Origin of the sequence: Dongia soli (assembly GCF_034044715.1) — a bacterium.
Lineage (GTDB): Bacteria > Pseudomonadota > Alphaproteobacteria > Dongiales > Dongiaceae > Dongia_B > Dongia_B soli.
In genome coordinates this window covers 15,548-39,370 of record NZ_JAXCLW010000014.1, presented here as the reverse complement: position 1 = coordinate 39,370, position 23,823 = coordinate 15,548, and the positions used below count along the sequence as shown (strand labels likewise).

Here is a 23,823-nt window from a genome sequence, read left to right as displayed (position 1 = left end):
TGTCGCGAAGTGGAAGCAACGGCTTGGTAAGTCGGGAAAAATAAGCGTCGGTATCACGCGCTGCCGCCCGCATTGCGCGAGTGAGACTGCAACCGCAAAGAGATGCAACGATACAGGTTGCCGTATCATTTCTTTGGAGCAGGAAACGGCACGCGACAGATGCGCGGATTCACGCGGTACGCGAATATCGCTTTGCGCCAGCGACAAATCCGACGCCGCGGAAGCTTATAACCAGCGCGCCGCGGCGTCAGTGCTTGGGCGCAGCGGCCATGCGACGATAGCGAAAATCGGTCTGCGACGATGCGTCGGACGCGGTCGCCGCGATCTCTTGCATCGCGGCATGCCAGGAGGATTTGGCGCAAGCGGGGTCGGCTGCAGCGGCATCGCCGGTTATCGCCAGCGCCTGGCAGCGGCAACCGCCCCAATCGATCTCGCGCTGGTCGCAGCCGCGGCAGGGTTCGGGCATCCAGTCGGTGCCGCGGAAGCGCTGGAAGGCCTCGGCATGCGCCCAGATATCGGCCAGCGGCTGTTCACGCACCGAGGGGAAGGTCATGCCGGGAATGGTTTCCGCGGCATGGCAGGGAAGAACCTTGCCGGATGGGGTGATGTTGAGGAACTGCCGGCCCCAGCCGCCCATGCAGGCTTTCGGCTGATGCGCGTAGTAATCGGGCACCACGTAATCGATGACCAGTTTTCCGCGATAGCGTTCACGTGCATCCATCACCCGTTCGGTGACAAATTCAAGCTGCGCGCGGCTAGGCATCAGTGCGGCGCGGTTCGCCAACGCCCAGCCATAATATTGCACATGGGCAACCTCCAGCCGGTTGGCATGCAGCTTCACGGCGAGGTCGATCATGGCGTCGATATGGTCGATATTCTGCCGGTGGATGACGGCATTGACCGTCAGCGGCGTGCCGCTTTCCCGCACCCAGCCGGCGAAAGCGAGTTTCTTTTCCTGGATGTTGGGAACATGACTGATCCGCACCGCCGAATTGGGTTCGGCATCCTGGAAGCTAAGCTGCACGTGATCTAGCCCGGCATCGATCAAGGCCAGGAAACGCGGGCGGGTGATTGCAGCACCCGAAGTGATGAGGTTGGTATAGAAACCGACCTCACGGGCATGGCGGACCAGATCCACCAGATCCTGCCGCACGGTCGGCTCGCCGCCGGAGAAATGCACCTGCAGGGCGCCGAGCATGGCAAGCTCGCTGATGACGCGGCACCATTCCTCGGTGGTCAGTTCCGCTTGCACCCGGTCCATTTCCAGCGGATTGGAGCAATAGGGACATTGCAGCGGACAGCGATGGGTCAGCTCCAGCAAGGCCGCCAGTGGCGGCTCCACCGATGGCGATACCGGGCGTACCGGTAACGGTAACTGTTCCGGTGCCAAATCCGGGACGCCGCCCGATACGGTCGAGGCTGGTTTGCTTCGCATTTCGGTCATGTGGCGACGATCCGCTTCTCGATCAAGCCCGTCAGCAGCTCATCGACATCGGCAGCGATTTCGCCCGGTTCCGCTTCGAAGGCCTCGGCGAGGCTGGCGACGATGGCGGCGATATCGGCCTCGCCGGTGCAGCGTTGCAGAACCTCCGCTGCGATCTCATCCAGGACCAGCACCCGCTCCGGCGCCTGCAGGACCCACTGGTCGCGCGCGGCGTCGAATTGCAGCCGGATGCCGCGGGCCAATTTGGGACGCATGTCCGATGGCAAAGCCATTAGCGGTCCATCGCCGAAAGCCGCACCGGGTCGAAGGCGCCGGGCGGAATATTGCCCGGCGCGACGTAAGCATGATGCAGGGCATCGAGCTGCGACCAGAGCACATCGCATTTGAAGCGTAGGGCCTGAAGGACGGCGTGCTGCTGGTCCGGCCGCCTTGCCTCCCGCTTCACATAATCCAGGGCGAAATTGGCGTCACGCGGCGCCTGGTGCAATCTTTTCTCGAAATAGGCAAGTGCCGTCGGCGAGACGAAATCGTAATTCGCCAGCATCCCCGCCACCCGGTCGCTGATAATCGCCGGCGCGAATAATTCGGTTAGCGAGGAGGCGATGGCTTCCAGCAAGCTGCGGTCGCGCACGAAATGCAGATAGGCATCGACCGCGAAACGGGTCGCCGGCAGCAACCCGTCGCCGGAGAGAACGTAGTTGCGGTCGAGGCCCAGCGCATCGGTCAGTTTCAGCCAGCGGGCAATGCCGCCGTCTTCGCCTTCATTGCCGTCGTGATCGATGATGCGCTGACGCCAGATAAGCCGCAGGTCGGGGTCTTCGGTACGAGCCAGGATCGTGGCATCCTTCATCGGAATGCGGCTTTGATAATAGAAGCGGTTGAGCGCCCAGGCCTGAACCTGTCCCTTGTTCAATTTGCCGCCATGCAGCAGGCCGTGAAAGGGATGGCGATTGTGATAGCGCTCGGCACCGATGCTGCGCAGCGCTATTTCCAGTTCTTCCGGCGTCAATAGCGTCTCAATCATCAACTACGCTCGCTCATAAATGAATTTCCATGCCATCCTCCGCCACTTCCCAGCCCTTTGCCTGGATGGCGCGGCGCTCTGGCGAGTCATCGATCAGGATGGGATTGGTGGTGTTCACATGAATGAAGATCTTGCGTCGTACATCGAGATCGGCGAAGGCGGCGAGGGTGCCATCGGCATCGCTAATGCTCATATGGCCCATGCGATGCCCGGTCTTGCTGCTGATGCCAAGCTGCACCAATTCATCGTCGCGCCACAAGGTGCCGTCGAAGAAGAGCAGCGATGCGCCACGCAGGCGGTCGCGTAATTCGGCCGTCAGCCGCGCACAGCCGGGAATGAAGTGAAACGATTTCCCACCGCCGGAGATTTTCAAGCCGATGGTTTCGTCACGGCTGCCGGCAAGATCGCTGCCCGCGCGGATGCGGCTTTCCATGAACAGCGGCACCTTGCCGGGCACGGAAAAGGCTTCGATGGTAAGTCCCAATTCTCGGCGGCAACCGCTGACCGGCCAAGTCTCGTCGAGCGCGAAATCGCGCCGTTCGACATATTCCGGATTAAGGGCGGTGAAGATGGGGTTCTCCGCCAGGATGGCGTGAACGCGCGGCGTCGCCCACAGGGTGAAAGCCTGGCTTTCGCGCATCGACAGAAGCCCGGCGATATGATCGATCTCGGCGCTGGTCAGCAGCACGGCCTTGATCGGGCTATGACGCAGTTCGCCCGCTTCCGGCCACAAGCGCTCGTTCCGTTGAACCTGTTGCCGAAAGTCAGGAGAAGCGTTGATCAACAGCCAGTCCACGCCATTGGCGCTGACGGCGATTGAGGTTTGGGTGCGCGCCTGCGTCTTTTCGGAACCGTGCCGTGCGGCCTGGCTCGTTGGCGCATTGCAGTTCCATTGAGGAAACCCGCCGCCGGCAGCAGATCCGAGAACGACGATATGCATGATCGCGGTCCTGCCGTTAGGCGCCGTCTCTACTGGCCGGCGGGCGTCTTAAGTTCAGATACGCGCACTGGCGTAGCTGTTGATTTCCATACCCACGCAGATTTCGCGCACCCGCGGAGTCTTCCACGTTTTCTTCATGGTTGTCTCCCACAGTTTAGACAGAATATAGACTACGCTCTATCAGTCGGATTTTCCGACTATTGTGAAGTGTAGTCATCGCGCGGCGCAGTGGCAAGACGCACAGACAGCTCGTATTCCAAAAATCGTCATCCTTTAGGCCAAGATTTTGCGCCGCACCACCCGGAGCACGGGGACAGTATTTATAGCATGACCCGATCTGGTTGCGGGGAAGCAGGCCTGCGATCGCCGCCAAGCGAGCCGCTATCCTCGGCGCAGCGCGGTATCATCTGATGCAGCCCAAGTTCAGACAGTGACTGCGAAAATGCCAAGATCGAGGGCGACTTTTCCCGCAACCACCGATATTGCACATCATAGGCTTCGGATTCCCGTTCCGCCCAAACCTGGCAATTCACTGTCGTCCCGCTGGACGCATTGGCGCGTTGCAGGAAATGCGCGAGTTCATGCACCAGGATGCTTGTGGCGGCGGCGTCCTTGCCGATGGCAAGCCTGTCGTCTAGCAAGATCACGCCCTCCGGCGTGGTGAGACCGAGGATCTTGCACGGCCGGTGACAGTAAGTCGCTTCCAACGCCGCATGGGATATCTGCTCGATTTCCGGCGGCGTTCCGGGAATGGCGTAGCCGGTATATTGGGCGACGGTTGCCAGCAGGCTGGCGACGAGCGCTTGTGGGATCACCGATAAGCTCCTGTCGGTTGCGGCGCGCTCGTGATCAATCTGCTCATTATCGACCTCTTGAGCAATTGACGCTCCGCGCCGGCTGTGTTCTGCTGCCGATCCTTCCCGGTACTTGATGAGAAGAGGTTGTCGTGAAAACCCGCATCATCGCTTTCCTGACAGCACCGCTTGCATTTGTTCTGGGGCAGATGCCGGCCGAGGCTAATGATTATCCGACGCCGGTAGTCGCCGATTACGTCATCGGCTGTATGGCCAGCAACGGCAATAACCAGGAGATGATGCAGCGTTGCTCCTGCAGCATCGACGCGATCTCCTCCATTGTGCCTTACGACACATATGAAAAGGCCGATACGATCATTCGCATGCGGATGGTGCCGGGGGACAATACGGCAATGTTCCGCGATATGCCGATGCTGAAAGCGGTAGTCGATCAATTGCGCCTCGCCCAGATCGAAGCGGATTTCCGCTGTTTCTGAGAACCGGCCTCAACTCGATGCCGGCATCGGCCAAGCCTTCTTGAAGACCATGCCGTCGGAATCGCGCGCCGTTACCGACATTTCGCCTGACTTCGATCCATCGGTGTGATCGGGCGCCAGCGAGAATTCGAAAAAGGGGTTCTCGCTCAGCGAGATGTTGCCTTCGACGCTCATCAGCGGCTTGCCGTCAACGGCGATGTCGATCGCCTCGATGAATTTCGCCGGGATGTAATAGCGGGTAACCTGGTCCATCTGCATGCCGGAGAAATTCGGGTGACGGATCAGCAACTGCGCGCGCGGCGCCTGGCCGGCTGCCGCATTGGGCGGCAATTTCAGCTTCATCTCGCCGAGATGCGCCACCGCCTCGGCCGGCGTCTTGACGGCGGGCGCAGAACAGCCGCCGGCCGCCTTCACGAAGACCTTGGCCATATAGAGCTTGCCATCGGTCATCTCCGCCACCGCATGAATGTTGGTATATTCATTGACGCGGACCCGCGTGCCGATGCTGGGATCGGGCATGGCAGTGGCGAGATGGAAAACGGCGGCGACGGGGGCCGGATTCTTGTCGATGACAAGCGTGATGGTTTTCACGGTCAGGCCCGCCATGCGTGCCGGGTCGAACTTGATTTCCAGGGGTACCACCGCCGCATCGGCGGCACGAACCGGCGCTTCCAGATGCATGAACTCGGAACCATCGGCGATCTGGCGATCGGCGAAGATGGCGGTTTGCAGATCCGGCCAGGCATCATCGCTCGCCTCGTCGGCAGCGGCGGTGCGCGGCGCGGCTACCGCCAGGAGGGTCAGCAATATAAGGAAGGACAAAGCCTGACCGATGCAGGCGGTTCGCGATAGTCTCATCTTCACCTCCCACATGGGTGAGCGCCTAACCTCTTCGGTGGGTGGTTCCCGACCAAGCTCGACCATAGTGCGAGCCCAGCTAACCAAGATGCACGGTGCACCAACGAACGAGGCTGTACTCTCGGATCACGTCTGAGGGTGACAAGTGAGTGGTTGCAAAGTGAATGCGATAACCGTTGCCACCGCACCTATCACTCTTCCCATTCCAGTTCGGTATAAGCTGCCGTTACATTGCGCCCGTTATAAGCGTCGAACAATTGCCAATTGGAACGTTCCGACAGTCCCACCGTCTCGGTGGCTTGCTGCAGGCTTTGTCCGGCGGCCAAAGCCTTGCGGGTTTCAGTGGCGATCAGGAACAGATAGCCTTCCTCATTATCCAGCGCGGCGGGCCAGGGCGCCGATACCGGGCCATGGCCCGGCACGACCCGCTCCGCTTTGACCCGGCGCAGTTTGTCGATCGCCTTCAGCCAGCCGAGAACCGAGCCGTCGATTGCCGGAACGCGTTCCATGAACAACAGATCGCCGGCAAACAGCGTGCCGGTCTTTTCGTCATAGACCGTGAGATCGGCATCGGTATGGGCTGGCGGGAAGGCGGTGAGATGCAGGCGGCGATGGCCGAGATCGAGATCCTCGGTCTTGCCGACCAGCCGCTTCGGATTGGGAATCTCGGTGCCGAGGAAACTTTGACCCAGTGCCGATCGCGCCGCAGCCAGGTAGTCGCCGGCCCGCGCCGCCAGGCTGCGGGGCAGGTTGGCATGGGCGATTACCTCCGGGTGCGACGCGGCAAAGGCGCCGTTGCCGAAAATGTGATCGGGATGGAAATGCGTGTTGATGACATAGCGGACGGGCAGGGGGCTGATCTGCCGGATGGCCGCCAGCAGGGCCTCGCCCTCCCGCAGACTGCCGCCGGTATCGACCACGGCGATGGACTCGCTGCCGATGATGAAGCCGATATTGGCAATGCCGCCCAGATTTTCCGGAGTGGCTTCCGCATGGAGGCCCTGGTGCACATAAATCCCGGGCGCGATTTCCGTTACCGCAAGCGGTGGGACCTGCTGCGGCGGATCATTGGAGGGCGGGTCGACGGCAAGCGCGGCAGTCCCGGTGAGCTGGATGACCGCAAAGAGGGGAATGAGCGCAGGCAGCCGCCGCCGAAGTGAACAGGTGCGTATCATGCAGGTGTCCTGCAATCGTGGCTCCGGTCAGCTTGCGGCAAGGACCGCGCCTCGGCAATCATGTTGCACTGCGAAAGCGCCTGTACTTTGGTCTGATTTCTTCGATCATCGCTTGTGGGGGCTTTGCGGCATTTCTAGAGTTGACCGGCCGGAATGTTAACGTGGAAGGCGCGTTAACCTGACGGCCAATATATGGCACGATCGCGAAAGCACGCGGGCGGCCGGGATTGCACCATGGAAAAGCAACGTGCCAGATTTCGATAAGCTGTTAAGGAGACGTTCTCGATGATGCGATATGCTCTTGCACCTGCCGCTGTCTTGGCGACGGCCGCGATCTGTCTTTTGGCGATGACGCATGCCGCCCTTGCCCAGGAAGGCAATGCGGATGCGGGGAAGAAGGTTTTCGCCAAATGTCAGGTCTGTCATACGATCGAAGCCGGCAAAAATAAGATCGGGCCGTCATTGCATGGTGTTGTGGGTCGAAAATCTGCCTCGATCGAGGGTTTCGCCTATTCCGATGCAATGAAGAATGCCAATGTGACCTGGGATGAGGCGACGCTGGATAAATATCTCACCAATCCGCGTCAGATGGTGCCGGGCACGAAGATGATTTTTCCCGGCCTGCCCAAAGCGGAAGACCGCGCCAATGTGATCGCCTATCTGAAACAGGCGGGGGCGCAATGAGGGAGGTCGGATATCCCAACCTCTCAAGAGGTCGCCGATGACAGCTGCGAAGCCACGGCTGTCCGCGCATCCGTGGCTGATCGCATCATCACTGGCCCTTCTCATCCTTATCTCGGTTGGATTCTTCGCCGGCGCGGCGGTGGCGCAGGATGAGGCGGCCACGCCGCAAGCCAACACGACGCAAACGACTGCGCCGGCAGGTCTGACCGTCACGATCGGCTATCTGACCGAGGCGATCCCCGAACCGGCGCCATTGTCCCTGGTCGAAATCGTGGCCAAGGATAAGGGATTGGCCGGGGCGAAAGTGGCGCTTGCCGATAACCAGACCACAGGAAAATTCCTCAAGCAAACCTACGAGCTGAAGGAAAAGACCGTCGATGCCGGCGGCGACCTCAAGGCCGGGCTCGATGACCTGACCGGTCAGGGCGCCAAGCTGATCGTCGCCGATCTGACGGCAGACCGATTGCTGCAATTGGCGGATCTGCCAGAAGCGAAGGATCTCGTCATCTTCAATATCCGCGCCGAAGATGACGGCCTGCGTCTCAAGAATTGCCGCGCCAATATCTTCAACGTGGCGCCGAGCCGGGCGATGAAGGCCGATGCGCTGGCGCAATACCTGGCGGTCAAGAGGTGGATGCGCTGGGTCCTGGTTTCCGGCAGCAACGATGCCGATAAGGCCTTTGCCGATGCGATGCGGCATAGCGCGAAGAAATTCGGTGCCAAGATCGTCGAGGAACGGAGCTATGAATTCAAGGCCGGCTCGCGCCGCAGCGATACTGGCGAACAGCAGATCCGCAAGCAGATGGCGGATTTGACCCAGCGCCTGCCGGATTACGACGTGCTGGTCGTCGCCGATGAAAGCGAGGTCTTCGGCGAGTATCTCCCTTACCGCACGTGGGACCCCCGGCCCGTCGTCGGTACCCAGGGCCTGGTGCCGACTGCCTGGCATCGCAGCCAGGAGCAATGGGGCGGCATGCAGATGCAGCGGCGTTTCGAGGCTGCCACCCATCGCTGGATGCTGGAGCGCGATTATTCGGCCTGGGTCGCGGTGCGTGCGATCGGCGAGGCGGCGACGCGGACAGGCAAAGCCGATCCCGCCGACATACGCAGCTATCTGGTCTCCGATGCTTTCACGCTCGGCGCTTTCAAGGGACAGGGCGTGACTTTCCGCAAATGGAACCAGCAATTGCGCCAGCCGATCGTGCTGGCTTCGCCGCTGATGCTGGTCTCGGTGTCGCCGCAGGAAGGATTCCTGCATCAACGGACACCGCTCGATACCTTGGGTTACGATGAGCCGGAATCGGCCTGCCACTTGAACAAGTGACGCTGGAAATAATGGGGAGTGCGATGAGGAGGATGCGTTGGACGGGTACTCTGGTTTGCGTTGCTCTGCTTACCTCTGTAGCCGCCGGTTCGGCGCAAGCTTTCACCGCCTATGTCTCCAACGAAAAAGGCAACAGCATCTCGGTCGTCGATCTCGACAAGATGGAAGTGACGGCGACGGTAACGGTAGGGGAAAGACCCCGTGGCATCACGCTCAGCCATGACAAGAAGCAGCTTTACATCTGCACCAGCGATGCCGACCACATCGAGGTCCTGGACCTCGACACGCTGAAAGTCGTGACGACGCTGCCGAGCGGGCCGGACCCGGAGTTGTTCACCCTCTCGCCGGATGGCAAGACACTCTATGTCGCCAATGAGGATAACAACATGGTGACGGTGCTGGATGTCGATCAGGGATCGGTGGCGAGCGAAATCCCCGTCGGCACGGAACCCGAAGGCATGGGTGTTAGCCCCGACGGCAAATGGCTGGTGAATACCTCGGAAACCACCAGCATGGCGCATTTCATCGACACTGCGACCCATGAGGTGGTGGACAGCGTGCTGGTCGATACAAGGCCGCGTTTTGCCAAATTCACGCCCGACGGCAAATTCGTCTGGGTCTCCTCGGAAGTCGGCGGTACGGTCAGCATCATCGATGCCGCGACGCGCAAGATCGTGCATAAGGTGACCTTCGAAATTGCCGGCGTACGCAAGGAAACGATCCAGCCGGTTGGCATCGCCATCACCGATGACGGCAAGACCGCCTTCGTCGCTCTCGGACCGGCGAACCGTGTCGCGGTCGTCGATGTCGCCAGCTACAAGGTGGAGAAATATTTGCTGGTCGGACAGCGCGTCTGGCAATTGGCCTTTACGCCGGACAACAAGTTGCTGCTGTCCACCAATGGCGAATCCAATGACATCTCGGTCATCGACGTCGCCGACCGGAAGGTCACCAAGTCGATCACAGTGGGGGAGCTGCCTTGGGGCGTGGCAATCCGGTGAGTGGCACAATTGTCGGCGTCGTCGCACGGGCCAGCCTTCAATGAGCTTGTCACCCTCTAACTTGATCCGAAGGTCCATGGCGAAGCTAGGGCGCGATGTTGGATAAGAAAGGACGGCTGGTGCAAGTCAGGCAAAAGTCATCACTCGCTCCGATGGACCCTCGGGTCAAGCCCGAGGGTGACAACCCGGTTGTCGCCGGCTTGGTGCGAGCTTCGCCTGCCGGCGGCGGTCTCCTGAACAACGCTGATGCCGGTTATCATCGCACATCGCAGGCCGCAAACTCGCTTGTCACCCTCGGACTTGATCCGAGGGTCCATGACGAAAGCAGGTGCGATATTGGATAAGAAAGGACGGCTGGTGCAAGTCAGGCAAAAGTCATCACTCGCTCCGATGGACCCTCGGGTCAAGCCCGAGGGTGACAACCCGGTTGTCGCGGGCTTGGTGCGAGCTTCCCCTGCCGGCGGCGGTCTCCTGAACAACGCTGATGCCGGTTATCATCGCACATCGCAGGCCGCAAACTGGCTTATCACCCTCGGACTTGATCCGAGGGTCCATGGCGAAAGCAGGTGCGATGGTGGATAAGAAAGGACGGCTGGTGCAAGTCAGGCAATATTTTTCCGGCGCTCCGATGGACCCTCGGGTCAAGCCTGAGGGTGACAAGCGAGATTGTCGTGAAGGTGGTGGCGACGACATGGTGCAACGTTGTTTCCTGGAAGCAAGTCCTTCATGACTGACGACGTGCAGGCTCTCGCATCTCCCGCGATCGATATCGCCGGGCTGTCGCATCGGATCGGCGGGCGGACGGTGTTGGAGGATATCAATCTGGCGGTGCCTGCCGGACGTTTCGTGGTGTTGCTCGGGCAGAACGGGGCTGGCAAGACGACCTTGTTCTCACTGCTGACCCGGCTCTACGCGGCGCAATCGGGCAGCATCCTGATCTTCGGCGATGACATGCGCCGTCATGCCTCTGCCGCGCTTGCCAAGATGGGGATCGTCTTTCAGCAGCGGGCGCTGGACCTGGAACTGACGGCGGCGCAGAATCTGGCTTACCACGCCGCCTTGCATGGGCTTTCTCAGGCGGTGACGCGCGAGCGCATCACCGCAGAGCTGAGCCGGGTGGGGCTGCTCAAGGAAGCGGGCCGGCGCGCGCGCAGCTTTTCCGGCGGTGAGATGCGGCGCATCGAAATTGCCCGCGCGCTCGTGCATCAGCCGCGCCTGTTGCTTTGCGACGAAGCGACGGTCGGCCTCGATATCCGCAGCCGCGCCGATATCCTGGCGGATGTACGCAGCCTGGTGCAGGATCGCGGCCTGACCGTTTTCTGGGCGACCCATCTGATCGACGAGGTGAAACCGGAAGACCTGACCGTGGTCCTGCATCGCGGACGCATCCTGCACTATGGCGAGGCGGGTGCGATCGTCAGCGGTCTCGGCGCCGGATCGCTGCAAGACGCTTTCCGGCGCTTAACGAATGCAGCATGAGGAAACGGGTGGAACTGTAATGACGATCATGGCCTGGATCCGCTGCTTCATCGGTATCACCTGGCGCGAGGGCTTGCGCTTCGTGCATCAGCGCAGCCGTTTTGTCTCGGCTTTGGTGCGGCCGCTGATCTGGCTTTTCATCTTCGCCGCCGGTTTCCGCTCGGTGCTCGGGGTCTCGATCATTCCCCCTTACGAGACCTATATTCTCTATGACGAATATATCGTCCCCGGATTGATCGCGATGATCCAGCTTTTCAACGGCATGCAGAGCTCGCTCTCGATGGTCTATGACCGGGAGATGGGCAGTATGCGGGTGCTGCTGACCAGTCCCATCCCGCGCTGGTTCCTCCTGGTGTCGAAATTATCCGCAGGCGCGCTACTCTCGTTGCCGCAGATCTATGTCTTTCTGCTGATCGCCTATTTCTACGGCATCGAGCCACCGCCTTTCGGCTATATCACTGTCATTCCGGCATTACTGCTCTCCGGACTGATGCTGGGTGCGCTGGGCCTGCTGCTCTCCTCGATGATCAAGCAGTTGGAGAATTTCGCCGGCGTCATGAATTTCGTGATCTTTCCAATGTTCTTCGCCTCATCGGCGTTGTATCCGCTGTGGAAAGTGGGCGAGGGGAGCCCCTTGCTGGAGGATATCTGCCGGCTCAACCCCTTCACCCATGCGGTCGAGATGATCCGCTTCATGCTTTATGGCCGCATCGAGCCGCTCTCGATCCTGGTGGTGATCGGCTGCCTCGCCGTTTTCCTGGCAGCGGCCATCATCGCCTATGACCCGGCGAAGGGCATGCTTGCACGGGTGCGGGCCGGCGGGTGAGCAGTCGAAAGACGAGAAAGCGGCCGCAGAGCTGCGTAAACTTTAGCGTGGAGGAAGGCATGACGGATCAACCGACCATGCAGGTGACATTCACTCGAAAGATAGCGGTCGCCTTTACCGCCGTCGGCCTGCTGATGAGCGGGGTCGGCGTCGCCGCACGGGCGCAAGACGATGCATCCTCACCCGGCGCATCTTCACCCGGTGGAGCCTCACCGAGCGCCACCTCACCCGGCGCGACCAATGCCGGGACTGTCGAGGGAAGCGGTGAGACGGAAAGTGCGGGTAGCGCCAATACCGCCAGCAATGCCGGCGATGACTGGCCCTGCGCACAGCGGCTGCAGCCGGAATTGTCGGTCGGCGCCATGTGGAGCGGTCCCGATCCGACCGAGGCGGCGGATACCTGGCGCAAGGATTCCGCCGTCGAGGCGGTGGTTGCGCAGGTCGCACCGCGCCGCATGCCGCAGCAGGAGGCGGTCGATGCCCTCCACCGCTTCGCCGCCGGCTATGACAAGGACCGGGCCGCGGTCATGACCAAGGTATTTGCCGGCCTGTTCGAGACCCTGAATGACGAACGGGGCGCCATCATTCGCGGTATCCGGCATTTCAACCAGCGCCAGCAGAAACTGGCCGACCGTATCCAGGCGGGGATGAAGATCTTGGACGGGCTCGACCCGGCCTCGACCGATCTCAAGATCGCCGAACAGCGCCAGGCAGTGCAGGAGCAGGTGAGCTGGGATTCCCGCATCTTCGATGACCGCGAGAAGCTGCTGCCGTTGGTGTGCGACCAACCCGTGGTGCTGGAACGGCGCCTCTTTGCCTTGTCCAAGGCCGTTGAGACGGAAATCAAGGGTCAGAAGTAAGGATAGGGACCGAAGCTCCGTATCGATGATTCAATTCCCCCTCTAGGTACATTCGCTTAGACGCGATGTCGGCGGATTCGAGTTAAATGGATTTGCGCGCTATGCGGGTAATACGACCCCCTATGGCCGCGCCAAGGCGGCATAAGCGGCCATCATGGGGGGCAGGGAATTGGCTGACCTGGAGCTGGCGAGGAATCCCGAGCGCTTTCGCGCGCTGAAACCGGATTGGGATGATTTGTGGCAGCGCAGCGAAAATGCCGGCGCCTTCCAAAGCTTCGATAGTTGCTTGAAGATCTGGGAGACGATTGCGGCACCGGCAGGGCGAAAGCTCTGCTGCGTGCTCGGCTGGGATGAGGGCCGCTTGATTGCTGTCTGGCCGCTCGTCATCTATCGCCGACATCTGTGGATTTATCTCCGTCCACTTGAAATCAATGATGCCGAATGCTCAAGCGCGTTGATCGATGATGCGGTCGATCAAACGCAATGGATCGCCGCCGCGTGGGAGATATTGCGCCGCCAATCCGGTGCGGATATCGCCATATTGCCTCATTTCAAGCAGGCCTCCGCACTCGCCGGAATTTTGCAGCGCCACCACTTCGAAGAGGAAGCGGGGGTTGCGGTTCACGTCCCCTTGCGCGCTGAAAGCGCCTGGGAGAGCTATTACGCCTCACTCAGCAAAAGCCATCGGCGCGATCATGCGAAGTCGGCGCGGCGTTTGTCCGAACTTGGCCAGATCGACGTAAAGGTGGTTGAGCCCGGCGATCGTCGCGGCCCGCTCTTGATCGATTGGCTGTTGGCGCAAAAGCGGGCTTGGGCGGAGCGCGTCAATAAAAAGGGCGCCTGGCTGTACGCACAGGGTTTCCGTGATTTCCTGGTGGCCTATCACGCCGATGAGGAGGCCTCGCCGGCATGTCAACTCATGGAGTTGACATTGAACGGCGAACCGCTCGCCGTGCAGCTTTATTTTTGCGGCAAGGTCATTCTGCACGCCGTGATCGCCGGTTTCGATATGCGTTACCAGAAGCAGTCGCCCGGCGTTCTGCTGAACCAACATTTGCTGCGCTGGGCGATGCAGCGCCGGCTCGACTGTTATCTCGGCCTTGGTGCCGAGCAGAACAAAAAGTTCTGGAGCCGCAATGAAGTCGTTGAGATCAAAAGCTACCGCATTTCAGTCAGCTGGTGGGGGCGTGCGGCCACCTGGCTTCGATCGATGAAGCAACGGAACGGCGGCGAAAAATTGCCAAGCGAGTCTTGAGACGGCGGCGGCCGTTTCGGACCCGTATGATCGTTAACACAAGGCGCAGGACTGGAATCTCCGCGGCATGATTTCAATTCCCATCCAGGTCATCTGCGCGGTGCGACATCTTCCGATGTCACCTCGTCTTCCGATACAACCGCATCAGCAAGATTGCGACGCGGTTATGCAACCTGTTATGCTGCGGCCAATCAGACAATGAGCGGCCTTGGGGGCGGGGGAATTGGCTGAACTGGAGCTGGTGAAGAGTCCTGAACGCTTTCGCGTGCTGAAACCGTATTGGGACGATTTGTGGCAGCGCTGTGAGAATGCCGGCGCGTTTCAAAGTTTCGATATCTGCCTGAAGATCTGGGAAGCGATTGCGGCGCCGGCCGGTCGAAAGCTGTGCTGCGTTCTCGGCTGGGATCAGGGGCGCCTGATCGCGGTCTGGCCGCTGGTCACGCAGCGCAAGCTGCTATGGACTTATCTGCGGCCCCTCGAAGCTTATGATGCCGAATGCGCGAGCGCCTTGCTCGATGACGCAATCGACCACGCTCAATGGATCGCGACGGCATGGGCGGCATTGCGACACCAATCCGGCGCCGATATCGCGATACTGCCCCATCTCGAATTGACGTCGCCGATGCAGGCGATCCTGTCAGGCCATCGATTCGAAGAGGAACCCGGTGTTGCCGTCCACGTTCCTTTGCGGGATGAAAGCGGGTGGGAAAGCTATTACGCCTCACTCGGTAAAAGCCATCGTCGTACCCACGCGAAATCAGTGCGGCGTTTGGCTGAGCTCGGCCATATCGAGGCGGAGGTGGTCGAACCTGGCGATCACCGCGGTCCCGCCCTGATCGATTGGCTGCTGGTGCAAAAGCGCATCTGGGCGGAGCGCAACAACAAAAAGGGGCCCTGGCTTTATGCGCGCAGTTTTCGCGACTTCCTGGTCAGCTATCATGCAGACCGCCAGGCCAAACCGGCCTGCCGGCTGATGCTGCTGACATTGAATGGCGAACCGCTTGTCGTGCAGGTGTACTTTTGCGGCCAGCGTACATTGCATGGAATGATCGGGGGATTCGACCCCCGTTACCAGAAACAATCCCCTGGCATCCTGGCGAACGAACATTTGTTGCGCTGGGCCATGGAGCGTCACCTCGACTGCTATCTCGGTCTCGGCGCGGAGCCCAATAAGACGTTCTGGAGCCGCAATCGGGTCACGGAGGTGCGGAGCTATCGCATATCCCTGTCATGGCGCGGCGATGCAGCCAACTGGCTGAGGGCGCTGAAACAGCGGAAGAGTAGCGCAAAATGGGTGAACCCCGTGCCCGAGCCGGAGTCGCAGGAAATAGGTGGAGCAATGGGACGCTCAGAGGCCAGACCCTGACGCCGCCGCGTTGACAGGCAGGCTCGATCGCCGATATCTTGCCGGAAGATGGTTCCCCGACGGCTGAAGTCCAGGGGATTAATAGGGAACACGGTGCGGACGACCCAAAAGGGGCCAAGACCGTGGCTGCCCCCGCAACTGTAAGCGGATAGCCTGCTGCCATCCATGACCACTGGTTCGGGTAACCGGGAAGGTCGGCAAGCAGGCGGTGACCCGCGAGCCAGGAGACCTGCCATCGGCGTTCGGTCGCTCTGCCATGAGCGGGAGCGGGACGGGGTGGTCCGAAACTGGTGATAGCCCTGTTTGTTCTCCGATCTGGCACGGGACGATCGACGCTTCTGTAACCCACGGCACTTTCGCGCGAAGGCCGAACCAGGAGCATCATCATGCAGATCAATTCTTCGACTCTGACTCATACCGTCCAAAACCAGACTGCGATCGGCAGCACCTCCAAGGCCGACGCGAAGCTTGGCATCTTCTGCGCTGCCTTCCTTGGCGTGGCGCTGATCTGGGGAGTGGGTTTCTCCCATATCAACGTTTTCCATAACGCCGCCCACGACACCCGGCATTCGAACGCTTTCCCCTGCCACTAAGACGGCCATCGGGGGCCGTTATCTCGGGGAACGTCCATGGATACATTTCGTCGTTTATTGATCACCGCCGTCCTGGCGGGAGTGATCGCGGGTGTCTTCGTCACCGTCGTGCATCAGATCGCGACCATTCCGGTCATCTTGAAAGCCGAAGTCTTCGAAAAGGCGGCGGAGACGGCACCGGCTGTTGGTAATTCCGCAACGGCCGATGGCTCTGCCATGTCCACCACCGAACATGATCACGCCACCGGCGAGGCGCATGAACATGATGAGGGCGGCTGGGAGCCGAGCGATGGGCTGCAGCGTAATGCCTTCACTGCCGCCGCCGATATCCTGACCGGCATCGGCTTTGCGCTGCTGCTGGCCGCCGCCTATGCGGCGCGGGGGACTGAGATGGATTGGCGCAAGGGTCTGTTCTGGGGTCTCGCCGGCTTCGCCGTCTTCACACTCGCGCCAAGTCTCGGCCTGCCGCCGGAAGTGCCGGGCACCGAAGCTGCCCCTCTGATGCAGCGTCAGGTCTGGTGGGTCGCGACGGTGGCGCTGACCGGTGGCGGCTTGGCGCTGATCTTCCTCACCCGCCAGATCCTCTGGTCGGTGCTGGGTGTCGCGATGATCGTGCTGCCGCATGCCTATGGTGCGCCGCAGCCGGTGGAACACCACAGCGCCGCGCCGGAAGCGCTAGCCCACAGCTTCATCGTCGCCGCGACGATGACCAGCCTGCTCTTCTGGGTGGCGCTGGGGATCCTGACGGGCTTCTTCTTCAAGCGTCAGTTCAAGGCCGCCTGACAGGCGCGCTGTTTCCAAAAGAAAGCCGCCATTCGGGATCCGGGTGGCGGCTTTATATCTGCGCTCGTCAAGGCTAAAGGCGTTCGTACGCCATGCGCTCGCTGAGAATGTTCTGCAAGATCAAGGATTTATCCCGATATGCGGAAGCCATATCTGGCCTCAGGCATTGGATGAGCCCGCAGATTGCGGGATCGACAGACCGGAAGCGGCCGAGCGTGCTTAAATCTGATTGGTTGGTGATAAACCTCAAAAGGTACATTTAACTCTATGATATTGTTGTATCTTCGTGCTTAAAATTGTCGTTCCGAGCGAGCGGATGAAGCCGCTCGGCAGTTAAAGCAACGCGATAACTGATACAATTATCGGCCGGCAGGGGCGGTGCTGCCGGCTTGCCGCAAAGCAAAGGCCTTTGCCGGCTGTCGGGTATGTCGTCCAGCAAAGCGGACAGGCTCCGAAGAAATGGCATCATCGCGGCACCACTGGCTCACGACGGGCCTGAGGTGGCAGCGATTGCGCGGAATCGGCGGACTCTGGCGGGCGGCGGAGATTTGGCAGATAGGCGTCGCACCAGGCCCGCTGCTTCGGGCCAAGGCCGCCGCTCCGCTCTCCATCGGGTGCCTTTCTGTGTTCCTGCATCTTCGCTCCTCTAGCCTAATCGTTGCGGTCAAGTTCGCGTTCATAGATCCGCTGGTCGCGGTTCCAATCGGCAATCAGATTTTCATTGGCCGTGTCCTCGGCCAGGCAGCGCAGGGATTGGAAGCTCCCGGCCGGGCCGATGCCACCGACGCGGTCGATATCATCGACGATGCAGGCAAGCTCGCCGTCTTCATCGGTGACATAGACATCCGCCTCATCGATCCGCCAGCGCCGGCCGTCGCGATAAAACCCCACATGGATGCGGATGCCGTGGAGGCAGACGGTCAGATGCGACATGGCGGCTCGTCGTCGTTGCATTGCTTATTTTGCAACTATATCGCGACAGTTGTTTTTAAGTCAACAAATTTGAATGGTCTGCGATCGCCGGGATTTTCAATCGCACGGGCAGAATGGATGGCTTGTTCGGTGGGAGAAGGGAAGAGGGACGGGGCCTCAGTTGCCGGCGCGCAGCTGGCGGAGGCTTCCTTTCGGCCAGTGAATGTCGTTGATCTTCCATGTCTGGCCGATCTTAACGAGATCCAGCCTGATCGTTACCGGCTGGTCCTGGTTCCTGAAACTCACCTTGGCGGTGGTCTTCTTGGTGGCGGCGTCATCGACATCGATGGTCAGATCGCTGAGCTGCCAATCCTGCGCATCGACGAAGGGATCACCATCCAGTTCCGGCACATCGCCTTTCGCCTGGGCAGCGCGGCTGTCCTCCGCCAGTTTGCGGGCAAGTTCCGGCGTGAAGTAATAGTTAAGGTCGTCGTCGGTGCTCAGGGCGACTCCTTCGGGATCAATGCCCTGATAATGGGCATAAATCGATTCCAGGAAAGCGCGGGCACTTTGCCCGGCAGTGAAGCCCGGCGTCGCCAACAGGATGCTTGCAAGCAGCAGGGCGGGCAACAGCAGCGCGGTGCGGGAAAACGGTGCAAAAGAGTATTTAGGAAAGAAACCGAAGCCAGGGCGCATCCTCTTCTCTCCGTCTCCGCCTGTGACACCGGTCTTAACGTAGCAACCAGCCGGAGCGGTATCAACCGGGCGGGCTGTGACTGCTGTCACCCAATTCCACCGACGCCTGCGGGTAATCGACTTTCGTCTTAAGGATGTTTATTCGAAAGCGGGGTTTTGCAAGCAGGGGGTGAAAAATGACGCAAGACAAATTGCTGACACAGGTGAAGTCGGTTCTCGTGATCCACGATCGGCCGGAATCGTTCAGTGCCGCGCTCCAGGCACGCTTCCCCGATATCGCTTTCACCTATGTCACGTCGCTGGATGATCTGCCAGCGCAATTCGCCGCGGCAAATCCCTGAGCGGTGTTTTCGATCTCCCAGCCGCATTTTCCCGGCCAGCCCCAGCGGATCGCGGCGGCGCATCCGACGGTGCGATGGCTGCATGTTGGCGGTTCCGGCTATGAGCAATTCCTGCCTTGGCCGCGCCAGGATCTCGTCGTCAGCAACAGCGCCGGCGTGCTGGCGCGTTACCTGGGTGAGACGGTGATTGGCGGCATGCTTGCCCTTAACGGCAAATTCCTCACCTATTTCCATCAGCAGCGCCGGCATGAATGGCGGCAGCATGCCTTCCGCTCGTTGTCGGAACAGACCCTTCTGATCGTCGGCCTTGGCGCGATCGGCAGCCATGTCGCGCATTTCGCCAAGACGCTCGGCATGCGGGTACTGGCGATCCGCCGCCAGCAGCAGCCCCACCCTCATGTCGATGAGATGCATCCGCCAGAAAATCTGCCGGAACTGCTCGCCCGTGCCGATGTCGTCAGCCTGCATGTGCGGCTCAATGACGAGACGCGGCATCTGATGAACCGGCAGATGTTGGCGGCCTGCAAGCCGGGCGCCTTGCTGATCAATACCGCGCGTGGCGAGGTGGTGGATGAAGCGGCGCTGATCGAAGCTTTGCGCAGCGGCCACATCGCCGGGGCTTATCTCGATGTCTTCGAACGCGAGCCACTGCCGCAGGACAGCCCGCTCTGGGATATGCCCAATGTGCTGATCACGCCCCATGTCGCCGATCTGGTGATCGGCTGGGACCGCATCTTCGCCAATTTCTTCGCTGAGAATCTCGAACGCTGGCAGCGGGGGGAAGAATTGCAGAACCGCGTGCCGGTCGGCTGAGGAGCGCGGTACACCCACACATTCCGGAGTCAGCCGCTGGACACCGTGGCCCTATCTTTCAAAAAGCTGTCGCCTCGACTCATGCTCTCTCTTATCGCCGCTTTAATGACAGCATCTGGTCGCGTGCGTTCTCGATGATCTGATCCCTTGCCAGTGCCACGCGACATTACGGGTGAGATCCATCACAGATCGTCGGGGCCAGATGCGCTATAACCGGTGCATGCTCACGTAGCAGGACAGTTACTTGCTGGTGGGCCGACTGAGGACCAGGCGTTTAGCCATCGCTCGATGGTACGGTTAAATTGCTAATCTCGGTGGTGTCTTAATCCCAGGCCGGTGCGCATCTTCTCGCTGCGACCAGCGACCGGCGCAATTCGCAGCAACTTCAAAACCCTTCTTGCACAGTTTTATGCGGGTGATCGTCAGCCTGCTCTCTTCATCCGATCGTCAGCGAAAAAAATTCACGGAGATGGTGATGTCGCATTCTTTCATAGGCCAGCAAGCCGTCGTGGTCGGTGCCGGCATGGGCGGCTTGGCAGCCGCGATGGCGCTTGCCAATCATTTCGAGCAGGTGATCGTGCTGGAGCGCGACGAGCTGCCGCCAGGTCCGAAGCCGCGAACCGGGACGCCCCAGGACAAGCAACTCCATGGCCTGCTGGCGGGCGGCCTGCGCGCCCTGGGTGCGTTGCTGCCTGGCATCGTGGACGATTTGCGCCGCGCCGGTGCCGTCCGCATCAATGCAGGGCGCGATATTCGATACGAATTTCCCGACTGCGACCCGATGCCGAAGCCGGATCGCGATTACGACATGTACTTGCTGACACGTCCGCTGCTGGAATTCACGGTGCGCCAACGCGTCGCGCAGAAAGGCAATGTCATCTTCCGGCAAAATTGCCGCGTCCTCGACATCCTGCCGGCAAGCGCGGGTAACGACGCATCCGGCGTCCGGTACGAAACCGATGACCACATGCAGCACCGGCTGACGGCGGACCTGGTGGTGGATGCCTCGTCGAGCGGAACGCTGACCCGCGATTTCCTTCGCTCCAGCGGGCGCATGCTGCCCGAGGAAACCGTCATCGGTGTCGATATCGGCTATGCCACCGCGATCTATACGCTGCCCAAGGATGCCATGCCCGACTGGAAAGCCGTAATCACGCTTCCGGTGGCCCCGGACAGCAGCCGTTCCGGTTATTTCTTCCGCATGGAAAATGGCCGTTGGATATTGGGACTCAATGGCCGGCATGATGACAAGCCGCCCGCCGATCCGGAGGGGTTCCTTGAATACGTCCGGAGCTTGCGGACACCCACCATCTATAACGTCATCAAGCAGGCAAAGCTGGAAGGAAAGATCCAGCGCTTCGGGCTGCAACAGAGCATCTGGCGGCATTTCGATCGTCTCGGCGCTTTTCCGCGCGGGCTGCTCCCGATCGGCGATGCGATCTGCCGTTTCAATCCCATTTATGGCCAGGGTATGAGCGTCGCCTGCCAGGAGGCGCAGCTTCTCGATGAGCTATTGCGCGATCGGGCGCGGGACGCAGATCCGCTGGACGGGCTGGGAGAAGCCTTTTTCAAGGCCGCTCAACCGTTGATCCAGGCGCCATGGGACATGTCCGCCGTGCCGGATTTCATCTATCCCGGCACGCGCGGCGAGCGTCCCGCGGATTTCGATGACGCGATCGCTTATTCATCCGGCCTTTACCGGGTCGCCTTCCGCGATCCTGTCGTTCGCCGGTTGATTCTGGAGGTCCAGCAGCTTTTGCAGCCGCCCAGCATCTTGCACGAGCCGGCGCTGATGCAGCGGGTCAAAGCGGAGCTGGCCTGAGCGAGGCGCGTGATCTCGACCGGGATCGGAGACCTGGGCTGACGCAGCTCACTGGAGGTGTCGAGCATCCGCTGCAATTTTCTGTCGTCATCGTAGGTGGACATTCGCGAAATGAAGGAGGCCGCTGACTGAGGCGGCCTCAGCGAAGACCAATGCTAACCACAGCCGATTCTGCGATCTCTCGCGAGCCTTGCTAATCGCTGCCGCGCGGAGTTCGATAATCTTGCGAGCGACCATATCGCAAGGCGGATCGTGGCGATCAACCTGGCCGAGAAAATTTGGAGCTCGATTTCTTCCGGCATACGCTTGTCGTTCAATAGCCGATTGATTGGCATTGTTCCGGCCCTCAGCCGCCGCAAACGAACCAGACCCTTCTTATGATATTGGATTTCGTTAAGGCTGGAGAACCACGGAAGCAGCACTGAGACCCTTCACGACGTATGCTGCGTTTCGTCACTTTGGATCGCCTCAAAAGAGGATGGCCGAAGCGGGACCGCTAGGTGCCCATGCACTGGACAATATTTTTCTTATGGCGTTCGTGATAGCAAATTCACATTCCCAAGCGCATACTCAGGGTGTGACGAAAATCTTTCAATGCAATTGCCGGGCCGGGTAAAGACGCGCGGTGACGGACGAACACCGCTTCTCATGTTTGCTCTCGGTCCAGAAGATGACTTGAATGCGAAGTTGATTTTAGGCGTCTATTGAGACCGCCCGGAGATCCCGGGCAAGCAGTGCTCACAGTCCGACTCGAGGCTGTGCGATGCCAAAAATTTTGTTAATCGAAGACAACGAAATGAACCGCGACATGCTCTCGCGCCGTCTCGCGCGTGCTGGCTACGAGGTCGCCATTGCCGAAGATGGGGCGCGAGGCGTCGCAATGGCGACGAGTGACAGGCCCGATCTCATCTTGATGGACATGAGCCTGCCGGTGATCGACGGCTGGGAGGCGACGCGCCTGATCAAGGCCACACCCGAATTGCGCAAGATCCCCATTATCGCGCTCACCGCGCACGCCATGGCGACCGACCGGGAAAAGGCCGTCGAGGCCGGCTGCGAAGACTATGATACCAAACCGATCGAGCTGCAGAGGCTGCTGGGTAAGATCGAGACGTTGCTCGCGGCTGTGCGACTGTAACGGCTTGCAACTTCCGAATGGATGACGGGAGGAAACAACCCATGAAAGCGGCTCAGTACAAATGGTCTCAAAGTGACGGGTTGCGGCCGAATTTGCCTGCTGGCGAAGTCGGACGGCAAAGTGTCGTGTTTGTTTTTGGCGCCAGATCACTGATGCAGGCAGGTGATCTCGTGGGCCAGTTGCGAGACCACTTCAAAGGAGCCACCATGCTTGGCTGCTCGACTTCCGGCGAGATCCTCGGTGACACGGTCCTGGACGATTCCGTGACTGCCACCCTCGTGGACTTCGAGCATACGCGACTCCGCTCCGCCTCTGTTACGATTGGTGAGGCGAAGGCGAGCTACGAGGTCGGCAAGCAGCTCGCGCAGCTGTTGAGCGACGCGTCGTTGCGCCATGTGTTCGTTCTTTCGGACGGCTTGCACGTTAATGGTTCCGACCTGGCGCGCGGTCTCACGGGCGGCGTTGCGGAAGGCGTGTCGATCACTGGCGGTCTTTCCGGGGACGGAACCAACTTCGCAGAGACTTGGGTTATTGCCGACGATGCCGTAGGCTCACAGCGCGTGGCGGCAGTTGGGCTGTATGGCGAGGACTTGCGCATCGGCTACGGATCGATGGGCGGGTGGGTGCCATTCGGACCGCTGCGCACCGTCACGCTGGCCGAGGGCAACATTCTCTATGAGCTGGACGAGCGCTCAGCGCTGGATCTCTACAAATCGTATCTGGGCTCGCACGCCGACCAGTTGCCAAGCTCCGCCCTGCTTTTTCCAATCCTGGTTACCGAGCCCAAAGGCGGCCAGGGTGTGGTCCGGACCGTCCTGTCTGTGGACGAGCAGAAAAAATCAATGACATTCGCAGGCGAGATCCCACAGGGCGGAACGGCGCAGTTGATGAAGACCAATGTTGACGATCTGGTCGATGGCGCGACGGCCGCCGCCAAGGCCAGCCTCAGCGGGCTGGGCGACAGGCGACCAGATGTTGCGATTCTGGTGAGCTGCGTCGGTCGCAAGCTTGTGATGAAGCAGCGCACCGAGGAAGAAATCGAAGCAATCCGAAATGTCTTCGGGACCGATACGAAGATTTCCGGATTTTACTCGTACGGCGAGCTCTGCCCCTTCATGCATGGCGGCGAGTGCCGCCTGCACAATCAAACCATGACCATAACAACTTTCGTCGAGGTCTGAACGTCACAGGCTACAGA

At 60.3% G+C, this 23,823-nt stretch carries 27 protein-coding genes and 1 riboswitch; of the genes, 17 read left to right on the top strand and 10 right to left on the bottom strand.

Going from position 1 to position 23,823, the window contains the following annotated elements; genetic code table 11:
- Positions 1–247: 247 nt before the first annotated feature.
- The 6 genes from pqqE to SMD27_RS23430 form a co-directional block, all read right to left on the bottom strand.
- Positions 248–1,444 (bottom strand): pyrroloquinoline quinone biosynthesis protein PqqE, encoded by a 1,197-nt coding sequence (gene pqqE / locus SMD27_RS23450; protein WP_320510884.1) that lies wholly within the window; start codon positions 1,442–1,444, stop codon positions 248–250.
- A complete protein-coding gene (pqqD, locus tag SMD27_RS23445) occupies positions 1,441–1,716 on the bottom strand; it encodes a pyrroloquinoline quinone biosynthesis peptide chaperone PqqD (protein ID WP_320510883.1) in 276 nt (91 codons plus the stop codon). The genes pqqE and pqqD overlap by 4 nt, the downstream gene beginning before the upstream one ends.
- Positions 1,716–2,468, bottom strand: coding sequence for a pyrroloquinoline-quinone synthase PqqC (pqqC, locus tag SMD27_RS23440; protein WP_379990161.1), 753 nt, complete (start codon positions 2,466–2,468; stop codon positions 1,716–1,718). The genes pqqD and pqqC overlap by 1 nt, the downstream gene beginning before the upstream one ends.
- Positions 2,469–2,481: 13 nt before the next feature.
- Positions 2,482–3,408 carry a pyrroloquinoline quinone biosynthesis protein PqqB gene (gene pqqB / locus SMD27_RS23435; RefSeq protein ID WP_452094314.1) on the bottom strand — a complete coding sequence of 309 codons (927 nt, stop codon included), beginning with the start codon at positions 3,406–3,408 and terminating at the stop codon, positions 2,482–2,484.
- A gap of 54 nt (positions 3,409–3,462) precedes the next feature.
- Positions 3,463–3,546, bottom strand: a complete 84-nt coding sequence (gene pqqA / locus SMD27_RS24300) for a pyrroloquinoline quinone precursor peptide PqqA (protein ID WP_379990170.1) — start codon at positions 3,544–3,546, stop codon at positions 3,463–3,465.
- Between the two features lie 182 nt (positions 3,547–3,728).
- On the bottom strand, positions 3,729–4,223 hold the full coding sequence (locus tag SMD27_RS23430; RefSeq protein WP_320510882.1) for a hypothetical protein: 495 nt from the start codon (positions 4,221–4,223) through the stop codon (positions 3,729–3,731).
- Positions 4,224–4,354: 131 nt separating this feature from the next.
- On the opposite strand from SMD27_RS23430, the gene SMD27_RS23425 reads away from it, so the two are divergent.
- Positions 4,355–4,699: a hypothetical protein gene (locus SMD27_RS23425; RefSeq protein ID WP_320510881.1), complete on the top strand. Its 345-nt coding sequence runs from the start codon at positions 4,355–4,357 to the stop codon at positions 4,697–4,699.
- Positions 4,700–4,708: 9 nt separating this feature from the next.
- Here SMD27_RS23425 and SMD27_RS23420 read toward each other — a convergent pair whose 3' ends face one another.
- Positions 4,709–5,557 carry a quinoprotein dehydrogenase-associated SoxYZ-like carrier gene (locus SMD27_RS23420; protein WP_320510880.1) on the bottom strand — a complete coding sequence of 283 codons (849 nt, stop codon included), beginning with the start codon at positions 5,555–5,557 and terminating at the stop codon, positions 4,709–4,711.
- A 191-nt stretch (positions 5,558–5,748) separates the two neighbouring features.
- Positions 5,749–6,732, bottom strand: coding sequence for a quinoprotein relay system zinc metallohydrolase 2 (locus SMD27_RS23415; protein WP_320510879.1), 984 nt, complete (start codon positions 6,730–6,732; stop codon positions 5,749–5,751).
- Positions 6,733–7,017: 285 nt separating this feature from the next.
- Between SMD27_RS23415 and SMD27_RS23410 the strand changes: the two genes are divergently transcribed.
- From SMD27_RS23410 to SMD27_RS23360, 11 genes are all read left to right on the top strand, one after another.
- Entirely contained in the window at positions 7,018–7,416 is a 399-nt protein-coding gene (locus tag SMD27_RS23410) for a c-type cytochrome (RefSeq protein WP_320510878.1), read from the top strand.
- Positions 7,417–7,453: 37 nt separating this feature from the next.
- Complete coding sequence (locus SMD27_RS23405) at positions 7,454–8,740, top strand: ABC transporter substrate-binding protein (protein ID WP_320510877.1); 1,287 nt, start codon at positions 7,454–7,456, stop codon at positions 8,738–8,740.
- A 32-nt stretch (positions 8,741–8,772) separates the two neighbouring features.
- Positions 8,773–9,741, top strand: a complete 969-nt coding sequence (locus SMD27_RS23400) for a YVTN family beta-propeller repeat protein (RefSeq protein WP_320510876.1) — start codon at positions 8,773–8,775, stop codon at positions 9,739–9,741.
- A 553-nt stretch (positions 9,742–10,294) separates the two neighbouring features.
- A complete protein-coding gene (locus SMD27_RS23395; RefSeq protein ID WP_320510875.1) occupies positions 10,295–10,471 on the top strand; it encodes a hypothetical protein in 177 nt (58 codons plus the stop codon).
- Positions 10,468–11,220 carry an ATP-binding cassette domain-containing protein gene (locus SMD27_RS23390; protein ID WP_320510874.1) on the top strand — a complete coding sequence of 251 codons (753 nt, stop codon included), beginning with the start codon at positions 10,468–10,470 and terminating at the stop codon, positions 11,218–11,220. Before SMD27_RS23395 ends, SMD27_RS23390 begins: the two co-directional genes overlap by 4 nt.
- A gap of 19 nt (positions 11,221–11,239) precedes the next feature.
- Complete coding sequence (locus tag SMD27_RS23385) at positions 11,240–12,046, top strand: ABC transporter permease (RefSeq protein WP_320510873.1); 807 nt, start codon at positions 11,240–11,242, stop codon at positions 12,044–12,046.
- A gap of 59 nt (positions 12,047–12,105) precedes the next feature.
- Positions 12,106–12,906 (top strand): hypothetical protein, encoded by an 801-nt coding sequence (locus tag SMD27_RS23380; RefSeq protein ID WP_320510872.1) that lies wholly within the window; start codon positions 12,106–12,108, stop codon positions 12,904–12,906.
- A 169-nt stretch (positions 12,907–13,075) separates the two neighbouring features.
- Positions 13,076–14,161, top strand: a complete 1,086-nt coding sequence (locus SMD27_RS23375) for a GNAT family N-acetyltransferase (RefSeq protein ID WP_320510871.1) — start codon at positions 13,076–13,078, stop codon at positions 14,159–14,161.
- A gap of 223 nt (positions 14,162–14,384) precedes the next feature.
- Positions 14,385–15,527, top strand: coding sequence for a GNAT family N-acetyltransferase (locus SMD27_RS23370; protein WP_320510870.1), 1,143 nt, complete (start codon positions 14,385–14,387; stop codon positions 15,525–15,527).
- A gap of 32 nt (positions 15,528–15,559) precedes the next feature.
- Positions 15,560–15,778: riboswitch (cobalamin riboswitch) on the top strand.
- Between the two features lie 135 nt (positions 15,779–15,913).
- Entirely contained in the window at positions 15,914–16,120 is a 207-nt protein-coding gene (locus SMD27_RS23365) for a CbtB domain-containing protein (RefSeq protein ID WP_320510869.1), read from the top strand.
- Positions 16,121–16,156: 36 nt separating this feature from the next.
- Positions 16,157–16,903, top strand: coding sequence for a CbtA family protein (locus tag SMD27_RS23360; protein ID WP_320510868.1), 747 nt, complete (start codon positions 16,157–16,159; stop codon positions 16,901–16,903).
- A 651-nt stretch (positions 16,904–17,554) separates the two neighbouring features.
- Here the strand turns inward: SMD27_RS23360 and SMD27_RS23355 are convergent.
- Entirely contained in the window at positions 17,555–17,857 is a 303-nt protein-coding gene (locus tag SMD27_RS23355; RefSeq protein WP_320510867.1) for a hypothetical protein, read from the bottom strand.
- A 135-nt stretch (positions 17,858–17,992) separates the two neighbouring features.
- Positions 17,993–18,511 (bottom strand): DUF3828 domain-containing protein, encoded by a 519-nt coding sequence (locus SMD27_RS23350; protein WP_320510866.1) that lies wholly within the window; start codon positions 18,509–18,511, stop codon positions 17,993–17,995.
- A gap of 176 nt (positions 18,512–18,687) precedes the next feature.
- Here SMD27_RS23350 and SMD27_RS23345 point away from each other — a divergent pair, with 176 nt between their 5' ends.
- The 5 genes from SMD27_RS23345 to SMD27_RS23325 all read left to right on the top strand — a co-directional run bounded on the left by SMD27_RS23345 (position 18,688) and on the right by SMD27_RS23325 (position 23,806).
- The gene (locus SMD27_RS23345) at positions 18,688–18,852 is read left to right on the top strand and encodes a hypothetical protein (protein ID WP_320510865.1); all 165 of its coding nucleotides are present in this window, start codon (positions 18,688–18,690) and stop codon (positions 18,850–18,852) included.
- A 3-nt stretch (positions 18,853–18,855) separates the two neighbouring features.
- Positions 18,856–19,665, top strand: coding sequence for a D-2-hydroxyacid dehydrogenase (locus tag SMD27_RS23340; RefSeq protein ID WP_320510864.1), 810 nt, complete (start codon positions 18,856–18,858; stop codon positions 19,663–19,665).
- 475 nt (positions 19,666–20,140) lie between these two features.
- A complete protein-coding gene (locus tag SMD27_RS23335) occupies positions 20,141–21,487 on the top strand; it encodes an NAD(P)/FAD-dependent oxidoreductase (protein ID WP_320510863.1) in 1,347 nt (448 codons plus the stop codon).
- A gap of 763 nt (positions 21,488–22,250) precedes the next feature.
- A complete protein-coding gene (locus SMD27_RS23330; RefSeq protein WP_320510862.1) occupies positions 22,251–22,625 on the top strand; it encodes a response regulator in 375 nt (124 codons plus the stop codon).
- Between the two features lie 41 nt (positions 22,626–22,666).
- Positions 22,667–23,806, top strand: a complete 1,140-nt coding sequence (locus SMD27_RS23325; RefSeq protein ID WP_320510861.1) for an FIST signal transduction protein — start codon at positions 22,667–22,669, stop codon at positions 23,804–23,806.
- The last annotated feature ends 17 nt before the right edge of the window (positions 23,807–23,823 follow it).

Bases quoted from the DNA above. Each gene is read 5' to 3' on its own strand.
- pqqA (WP_379990170.1), bottom strand. From the start codon at position 3,546: ATGAAGAAAACGTGGAAGACTCCGCGGGTGCGCGAAATCTGCGTGGGT.
- SMD27_RS23350 (WP_320510866.1), bottom strand. From the start codon at position 18,511: ATGCGCCCTGGCTTCGGTTTCTTTCCTAAATACTCTTTTGCACCGTTT.
- SMD27_RS23395 (WP_320510875.1), top strand. From the start codon at position 10,295: ATGGCGAAAGCAGGTGCGATGGTGGATAAGAAAGGACGGCTGGTGCAA.
- SMD27_RS23400 (WP_320510876.1), top strand. From the start codon at position 8,773: ATGCGTTGGACGGGTACTCTGGTTTGCGTTGCTCTGCTTACCTCTGTA.
- pqqB (WP_452094314.1), bottom strand. From the start codon at position 3,408: ATGCATATCGTCGTTCTCGGATCTGCTGCCGGCGGCGGGTTTCCTCAA.
- SMD27_RS23385 (WP_320510873.1), top strand. From the start codon at position 11,240: ATGACGATCATGGCCTGGATCCGCTGCTTCATCGGTATCACCTGGCGC.
- SMD27_RS23415 (WP_320510879.1), bottom strand. From the start codon at position 6,732: ATGATACGCACCTGTTCACTTCGGCGGCGGCTGCCTGCGCTCATTCCC.
- SMD27_RS23360 (WP_320510868.1), top strand. From the start codon at position 16,157: ATGGATACATTTCGTCGTTTATTGATCACCGCCGTCCTGGCGGGAGTG.
- SMD27_RS23390 (WP_320510874.1), top strand. From the start codon at position 10,468: ATGACTGACGACGTGCAGGCTCTCGCATCTCCCGCGATCGATATCGCC.
- SMD27_RS23345 (WP_320510865.1), top strand. From the start codon at position 18,688: ATGACGCAAGACAAATTGCTGACACAGGTGAAGTCGGTTCTCGTGATC.
- SMD27_RS23410 (WP_320510878.1), top strand. From the start codon at position 7,018: ATGATGCGATATGCTCTTGCACCTGCCGCTGTCTTGGCGACGGCCGCG.
- SMD27_RS23420 (WP_320510880.1), bottom strand. From the start codon at position 5,557: ATGAGACTATCGCGAACCGCCTGCATCGGTCAGGCTTTGTCCTTCCTT.
- pqqD (WP_320510883.1), bottom strand. From the start codon at position 1,716: ATGGCTTTGCCATCGGACATGCGTCCCAAATTGGCCCGCGGCATCCGG.
- SMD27_RS23405 (WP_320510877.1), top strand. From the start codon at position 7,454: ATGACAGCTGCGAAGCCACGGCTGTCCGCGCATCCGTGGCTGATCGCA.
- SMD27_RS23380 (WP_320510872.1), top strand. From the start codon at position 12,106: ATGACGGATCAACCGACCATGCAGGTGACATTCACTCGAAAGATAGCG.
- SMD27_RS23335 (WP_320510863.1), top strand. From the start codon at position 20,141: ATGTCGCATTCTTTCATAGGCCAGCAAGCCGTCGTGGTCGGTGCCGGC.
- SMD27_RS23325 (WP_320510861.1), top strand. From the start codon at position 22,667: ATGAAAGCGGCTCAGTACAAATGGTCTCAAAGTGACGGGTTGCGGCCG.
- SMD27_RS23355 (WP_320510867.1), bottom strand. From the start codon at position 17,857: ATGCAACGACGACGAGCCGCCATGTCGCATCTGACCGTCTGCCTCCAC.
- SMD27_RS23365 (WP_320510869.1), top strand. From the start codon at position 15,914: ATGCAGATCAATTCTTCGACTCTGACTCATACCGTCCAAAACCAGACT.
- pqqE (WP_320510884.1), bottom strand. From the start codon at position 1,444: ATGACCGAAATGCGAAGCAAACCAGCCTCGACCGTATCGGGCGGCGTC.
- SMD27_RS23330 (WP_320510862.1), top strand. From the start codon at position 22,251: ATGCCAAAAATTTTGTTAATCGAAGACAACGAAATGAACCGCGACATG.
- pqqC (WP_379990161.1), bottom strand. From the start codon at position 2,468: ATGATTGAGACGCTATTGACGCCGGAAGAACTGGAAATAGCGCTGCGC.